The organism is Synechocystis sp. LEGE 06083 (assembly GCF_015207725.1).
In the GTDB taxonomy this organism is placed as follows: domain Bacteria; phylum Cyanobacteriota; class Cyanobacteriia; order Cyanobacteriales; family Microcystaceae; genus Synechocystis; species Synechocystis salina.
On the sequence record NZ_JADEWJ010000254.1, the window covers coordinates 1 to 5862 of the forward strand.

The window sequence follows — 5862 nt, forward strand, 5'->3', positions numbered from 1 at the left end:
GCCCTAGGTTGAGGGCGATTACATTACTCCAGAATCCATCAAATTTACCTATGAAAGTTTTAGTTGTCGGTGCCACCGGAGAAACGGGCAAACGGGTTGTCCACACCCTAGTCGATCGCCAAATTGCAGTGCGGGCTTTGGTGCGAAACTATGACAGTGCTAAGGCGGTATTGCCCCCAGGGACGGAAATTATGGTGGGGGATTTGTTGGAACCGGAAACTATCAAAGCGGCGATCGCCGATTGCACTGCGGTGATTAGTGCGGCCGGAGCCAGGCCGAGTGTGGATTTGACCGGGCCATTTAAAGTGGATTATTTGGGTACCCGCAACCTAGTGGATGTGGCCAAGGCCAGTGAGATTGAACAATTGGTGCTGGTCTCTTCCCTCTGTGTATCCAATCTCTTCCATCCCCTCAACTTGTTCGGTCTAATTTTGGTGTGGAAACAGTGGGGCGAAAATTATCTCCGTCAGAGCGGCGTGCCCTACACCATTGTGCGGCCAGGAGGACTCAAAAATGAGGACAACGACAATGCCATTGTTATGGCCGGGGCGGATACATTATTTGATGGTAGTATTCCCCGACAAAAAGTAGCAGAGGTTTGTGTGGAATCTCTCTTTAGCCCCAGCGCTAAAAATAAAATTGTTGAAATTATTAGTAAACCGGATATTCCCGTACAGTCCTTTGAGGAATTATTTGCGATGGTTAGCTGATTAAAAAATTATTGAATTTCTTCAGCTACTACAAATAAAAAGTCCCCCAAGAGCCACAGTATCTTTAGGGGACGAATATTTGTAGATCAAAGAACTATCACTACAAGACAACTATTGCTTGGATGTCTTGCAATTGATGGACAATTTACTGTTTAGTCAGACGGGTTAACACCGCATTAGAGCGTTCAATGAAACCCTTCATGCCCTCCGCATCAAAACCTTTTTGGGCCATTAATGCCAGGTCATAAACGTGTTGACAAAGGGACTTGGCCAACTCCGCTGAAGGAGATTCTCCACTGCCGGTGACAATACTGCCTTGGCTGAGGGAAAGAATGTTTTGAATCAGAGGATGATTGGTGTTGATAGCCAGCACATGTTGCTCCGGGAAGGCCATGGCTTGCTGTTGCATCATGGCGGTCATTTCCTGGAGGCGGCGCATTGCTTCCGGCAATAACACCATAGCAGGGGGCGTAGATTGGGGATCGTCGGATTTGAGGGATTGGGTTTTGATGTTGATGTTGGGATTGTTGAGGGCCTTTTCAAAAATTTCCTTAATTTGCTCACTGCGGGATTTGTTGGTGGCCGGATCGACAATGTCGCTGGCCTTGTCCTCTTCAATCAGACTTTGATCCAGTTCTGAATCGACCCGGGAAAATTTGACGTCACTGTACTCTTTTTCCAGGAAGGGAATGAAGTAATTGGTGTCAATGAAGGAATCCATAAATAGGACTTCAATGCCCTGATTTTTATACAGTTCCACATAGGTCGCTTGGGTACTCTGATCGGTGCAGTAGAAAACCCGATTTTCGTGGCGTTCCTTATTCCTGGCCAAGTAACGCTTTAAGCTGGTGTAGCCCTCTTTTTCGTAGGGATTAACGCCATCATCCTGTTGGGCATCGGACCAGGCATCACCATCTTCTGTTAAAACTTCCACTTTAGGCTCGGTAACTTCGGCTTTGTAGGTGGTGCGGTAGAGTAACAGGTCTTCCACCTGTTGTTTGAACTTATCTTCCCGCAGGGAGCCAAATTTGACAAAGGTGCCAATGTCTTCCCAACATTTCAAATATTCTTCGGGATTTTCGTCATACAAAGATTTGAGGCGATCGCCTACTTTTTTGGCAATGTAGTCGGCAATGCGGCGCACGGTGCGATGGTTGGTGAGGGCACTGCGGGAAACGTTGAGGGGAATATCGGGACTGTCAATTACCCCCCGGAGCGGCATCAAAAATTCAGGAATGACTTCTTCGCAATGGTCACTGACAAAAACCTGGTTGCAGAAGAGTTTAATTTGCCCCTTGGACACATCCACATCGGGACGTAATTTGGGAAAATAGAGGATGCCATTGAGCAAAAAAGGGTAATCGGTGTTGAGGTGTACCCACAGCAGCGGATCTTCCTGGAAAGGGTACAGGTAGCGGTAAAACTCCAGGTAATCTTCCTTGGTTAGATTCTGGGGGGATTCCTTCCAAATGGCCCGTTGCTTATTTAACGTTTCCCCTTCAAAGCGGATGGGCACCGCCATAAAGTCAGAGTAGGTTTTTACCAGTTGGCGGATGCGACCGGCTTCTAAATACTCCTGTTCATCATCCAATAGGGTTAGGGTAACTGTGGTCCCCACCTGTTGGCGATCGGAATCGGTTAGTTCAAACTCCGGTGAACCATCGCAACTCCAATGCACCGCCTGGGCCCCTTCTTGATAGGAAAGGGTATCGATTTCCACTTTTTGAGACACCATGAAAGCGGAGTAAAAGCCCAAACCAAAGTGACCGATCAGATCATTGGCGGACTTTTGGAACTTTTCGATGAACTCCTCCGCACTGGAAAAGGCCACTTGGTTAATATATTTTTTCACCTCATCGACGGTCATGCCAATGCCGTTATCGGTAATGGAAAGGGTCTTATTGGCTTTGTCTACCACCAAGGTGATTTGGGGATCCGGCACTTCCTGGGCCCCGTCGCTGGCAAAGGCGGCCATTTTCCGTTTGCTGATGGCATCAACGGCATTAGAAATCAGTTCCCGCAAAAAGATTTCATGGTCGGTGTAGAGAGACTTTTTAATAATCGGGAAAATATTCTCGGTGTGGATCGTGATATTGCCTTTTTCGAGTACTGCCATAGGTCTTTAGATTTAATGTTTAGGATGTTTAGGAAATTTAGTAGACTGGCAAAACTGCCAGGAACCCGATCAGCTCCCCAGATTTGCCTAGTTCCCCCGCAATGGGGGTAACCCCATCATCATACGAAGCCAGGGACAGTTTACTCAGCGGCAGTTTCCGATCTTTGCCGTTTCGGTTATCCGTACCCCAAAAGTAATCCCCCAACTTGGCCACGAATCCCAACGGCGATCGCCATTGCTACCTGGGGCATTAAAACCCGCTGGCTAGCCGGAATTTCCGTCCAGATTCCCTTTCCAGATGTCCCCGTCGGTTCTACACTTGACTTCGAAGTGTGTTGTTGGCAATCGAGAGGTCTGCTTGTGAAACGTGTCTTAGCGATTATCCTGGGCGGTGGGGCCGGGACCCGCCTCTATCCTTTAACCAAACTCAGAGCCAAACCCGCAGTCCCCTTGGCCGGAAAGTATCGCCTCATTGATATCCCCGTCAGTAATTGCATCAACTCAGAAATCGTTAAAATTTACGTCCTCACCCAGTTTAATTCCGCCTCCCTAAACCGCCATTTGACTAGGGCATACAATTTTGCCGGTTTCCAGGAAGGCTTTGTGGAGGTGCTAGCCGCCCAACAAACCAAGGACAGTCCCGAATGGTTCCAAGGTACGGCTGATGCGGTGCGTCAATATCTTTGGTTGCTGGGGGAATGGGACGTGGATGAGTATCTCATTCTCTCCGGCGATCATCTTTATCGCATGGACTATGCCCAATTTGTTCGACGCCACCGGGAAACTAACGCCGACATCACCCTTTCCGTTGTCCCCGTAGATGACAAGAAAGCCCCCGAATTAGGACTGATGAAAATAGACGCCCAAGGCAGGGTAGTCGATTTTTCCGAAAAACCCAAAGGAGATGCCCTGCGCCAAATGCAGGTGGACACCACCCTCCTCGGTCTGAGCCCAGAAAAGGCTAAGCTCAATCCCTACATTGCCTCCATGGGCATTTACGTCTTCAAAAAAGAAGTCCTGCACAACCTACTGGAGAAATACGAAAGCGCCACTGACTTTGGCAAAGAAATCATTCCCGATTCCGCCAAGGACTATAATCTCCAAGCCTATTTGTTTGATGATTACTGGGAAGATATCGGTACCATTGAAGCTTTTTACGAAGCTAACCTAGCCCTCACGAAACAGCCCCATCCCGACTTCAGCTTCTACAACGAAGATGCCCCCATCTACACCAGGGGCCGCTATTTGCCGCCCACCAAAATGCTGAACGCCACCGTGACGGAATCCATGATTGGGGAAGGCTGTATTGTCAAAGATTGCCGCATTCACCACTCCGTTTTAGGCATCCGTAGCCGCATTGAGTCCGGTTGCACCATTGAAGATACCCTCTTAATGGGCAATGACTTTTATGAATCTTCCCCGGAACGGGAATCTTTGGAAAGTAACGGCAAATGTCCCGCCGGCATTGGTCCCAACACCACCATTCGACGGGCGATTATCGACAAAAATGCCCGCATCGGCAAAAACGTCATGATTGTCAACAAAGAAAATGTCCAAGAAGCTAACCGGGAAGAGTTGGGCTTTTACATCCGCAACGGCATTGTGGTGGTGATCAAAAATGTGACGATCGCCGATGGCACGGTAATCTAGGGCCAGTTCCTTTCCTCGCACTATGGCCATGACCGCTCCTGTTAAAGCAGTAAAATCCCTAACCCAGAAGTTTGCCCCCCTCCGGTCTGTCCTAGACCAGTTGGACGGTCTGGGCATTCTTGCCTGGGGGGTGTTGATGCTCAAGTACTCTGTCTCTGGGGAACTGAGGCTATTAATTCACCCCAACTACTTTGGACTGGTGACAGTAACGGGCTTTGTCCTGCTGTTTTTGGGCGGACTAAGGTTGTTCCAAACCGGAAGACGTTGGTTAAAAAGGGCCCGTCGCAGTGGTAATGGCAACCAAGATAGTGTCACCCACGTAGCGGTTTTACCCCTGGGCATGGGCACCGCTCTGTTGTTGGTTACAGCCGTGATGGGGCTTTTTATCACTCCCTCTGTCTTCAGCAGCCAATTGGCCATCCAACGGGGTATTAGTACCACTTTGCCACCCACCCAAACCCAGATATCCAGCTTTGCCTCCCAGATCAAGCCGGAAGACCGCACCCTGGTGGATTGGGTCCGCACCATCAGCGCCTATCCAGAGCCGGACGTTTATGCTGGTCAAAAGGTTAATGTAACGGGCTTTGTCGTTCACCCCGACTATTTGCCAGATAATTATCTCCTCATCAGCCGCTTTATTCTGACCTGCTGTGCGGTGGATGCTTATCCTGTGGCTTTGACTGTCCGTTTAGAAGGTTCCCGTAGCCAGTATCCCCCCGATACTTGGTTAACCATCCAAGGGCAAATGGTAGCCGCAACCTTACCCAGTTCACCAGACCAAGGTAGGCAAGGGGGAGAAAAGCGCCAGGTAGTGGTGGAAGCCCAGTCGGTGGAAGTGGTGCCAACTCCTGCGGATCCCTATAGTTACGCGGATTGAGCAATGGGGAACGGAACCTAATCTGGGCCAAATCCATCGATACGAAGGCAGAGGTTCCCTTGGTGAAGATTGTCTATTCGCTAAAATAACCCAGCATTATTGTGCAAATTCGTTGACCAGTATGAAAGGTTTGTCCGGGCTGTTACAGTTTTTTATCGGCTTTATCCTGGGGGTGACCCTGTTTGTGGGGGGGATTTCCCTGGCGGGCTATTTGATTTTCAACCGTTTTGCGGCTAATCCAGAAAAGCCCTTATTTCCTGAAGAACAAAGTCAGCCCAAAGATGACAAGCCCTCCCCCACGGGGACAGGATCGCCCCAAGCATCACCGCAACCGAGTCCTTCCCCTTCCCCCACAGAAGAGTTTCCCCCTGGGGCTTATAAAGCTAAGGTCATTTGGAATGGGGGCTTAAATGTGCGTACCGAGCCGGATCGGGATTCTGATTCCCTCGCCACCATTAACTACCACGATGAAGTGGTGGTCTTGGCCACCGAGGGGGAGTGGTCAAAGT

The 5862-nt window shown here is 49.5% G+C and carries 5 protein-coding genes; 4 read left to right on the top strand and 1 reads right to left on the bottom strand.

All coding sequences use genetic code 11. The features are described from left to right. Positions 1-50: 50 nt before the first annotated feature. On the top strand, positions 51-710 hold the full coding sequence (locus IQ219_RS16055) for an SDR family oxidoreductase (RefSeq protein WP_190597909.1): 660 nt from the start codon (positions 51-53) through the stop codon (positions 708-710). A 145-nt stretch (positions 711-855) separates the two neighbouring features. Here IQ219_RS16055 and htpG read toward each other — a convergent pair whose 3' ends face one another. Next, positions 856-2826, bottom strand: a complete 1971-nt coding sequence (gene htpG / locus IQ219_RS16060) for a molecular chaperone HtpG (protein ID WP_194019199.1) — start codon at positions 2824-2826, stop codon at positions 856-858. Between the two features lie 330 nt (positions 2827-3156). Between htpG and IQ219_RS16065 the strand changes: the two genes are divergently transcribed. The 3 genes from IQ219_RS16065 to IQ219_RS16075 all read left to right on the top strand — a co-directional run. Beyond that, entirely contained in the window at positions 3157-4476 is a 1320-nt protein-coding gene (locus tag IQ219_RS16065; protein WP_347338254.1) for a glucose-1-phosphate adenylyltransferase, read from the top strand. A gap of 28 nt (positions 4477-4504) precedes the next feature. Further along, the gene (locus tag IQ219_RS16070) at positions 4505-5353 is read left to right on the top strand and encodes a TIGR03943 family protein (protein ID WP_194019197.1); all 849 of its coding nucleotides are present in this window, start codon (positions 4505-4507) and stop codon (positions 5351-5353) included. 121 nt (positions 5354-5474) lie between these two features. Then, positions 5475-5862: SH3 domain-containing protein (locus tag IQ219_RS16075; RefSeq protein WP_194073272.1), on the top strand; the 388-nt coding region annotated here is incomplete at its 3' end.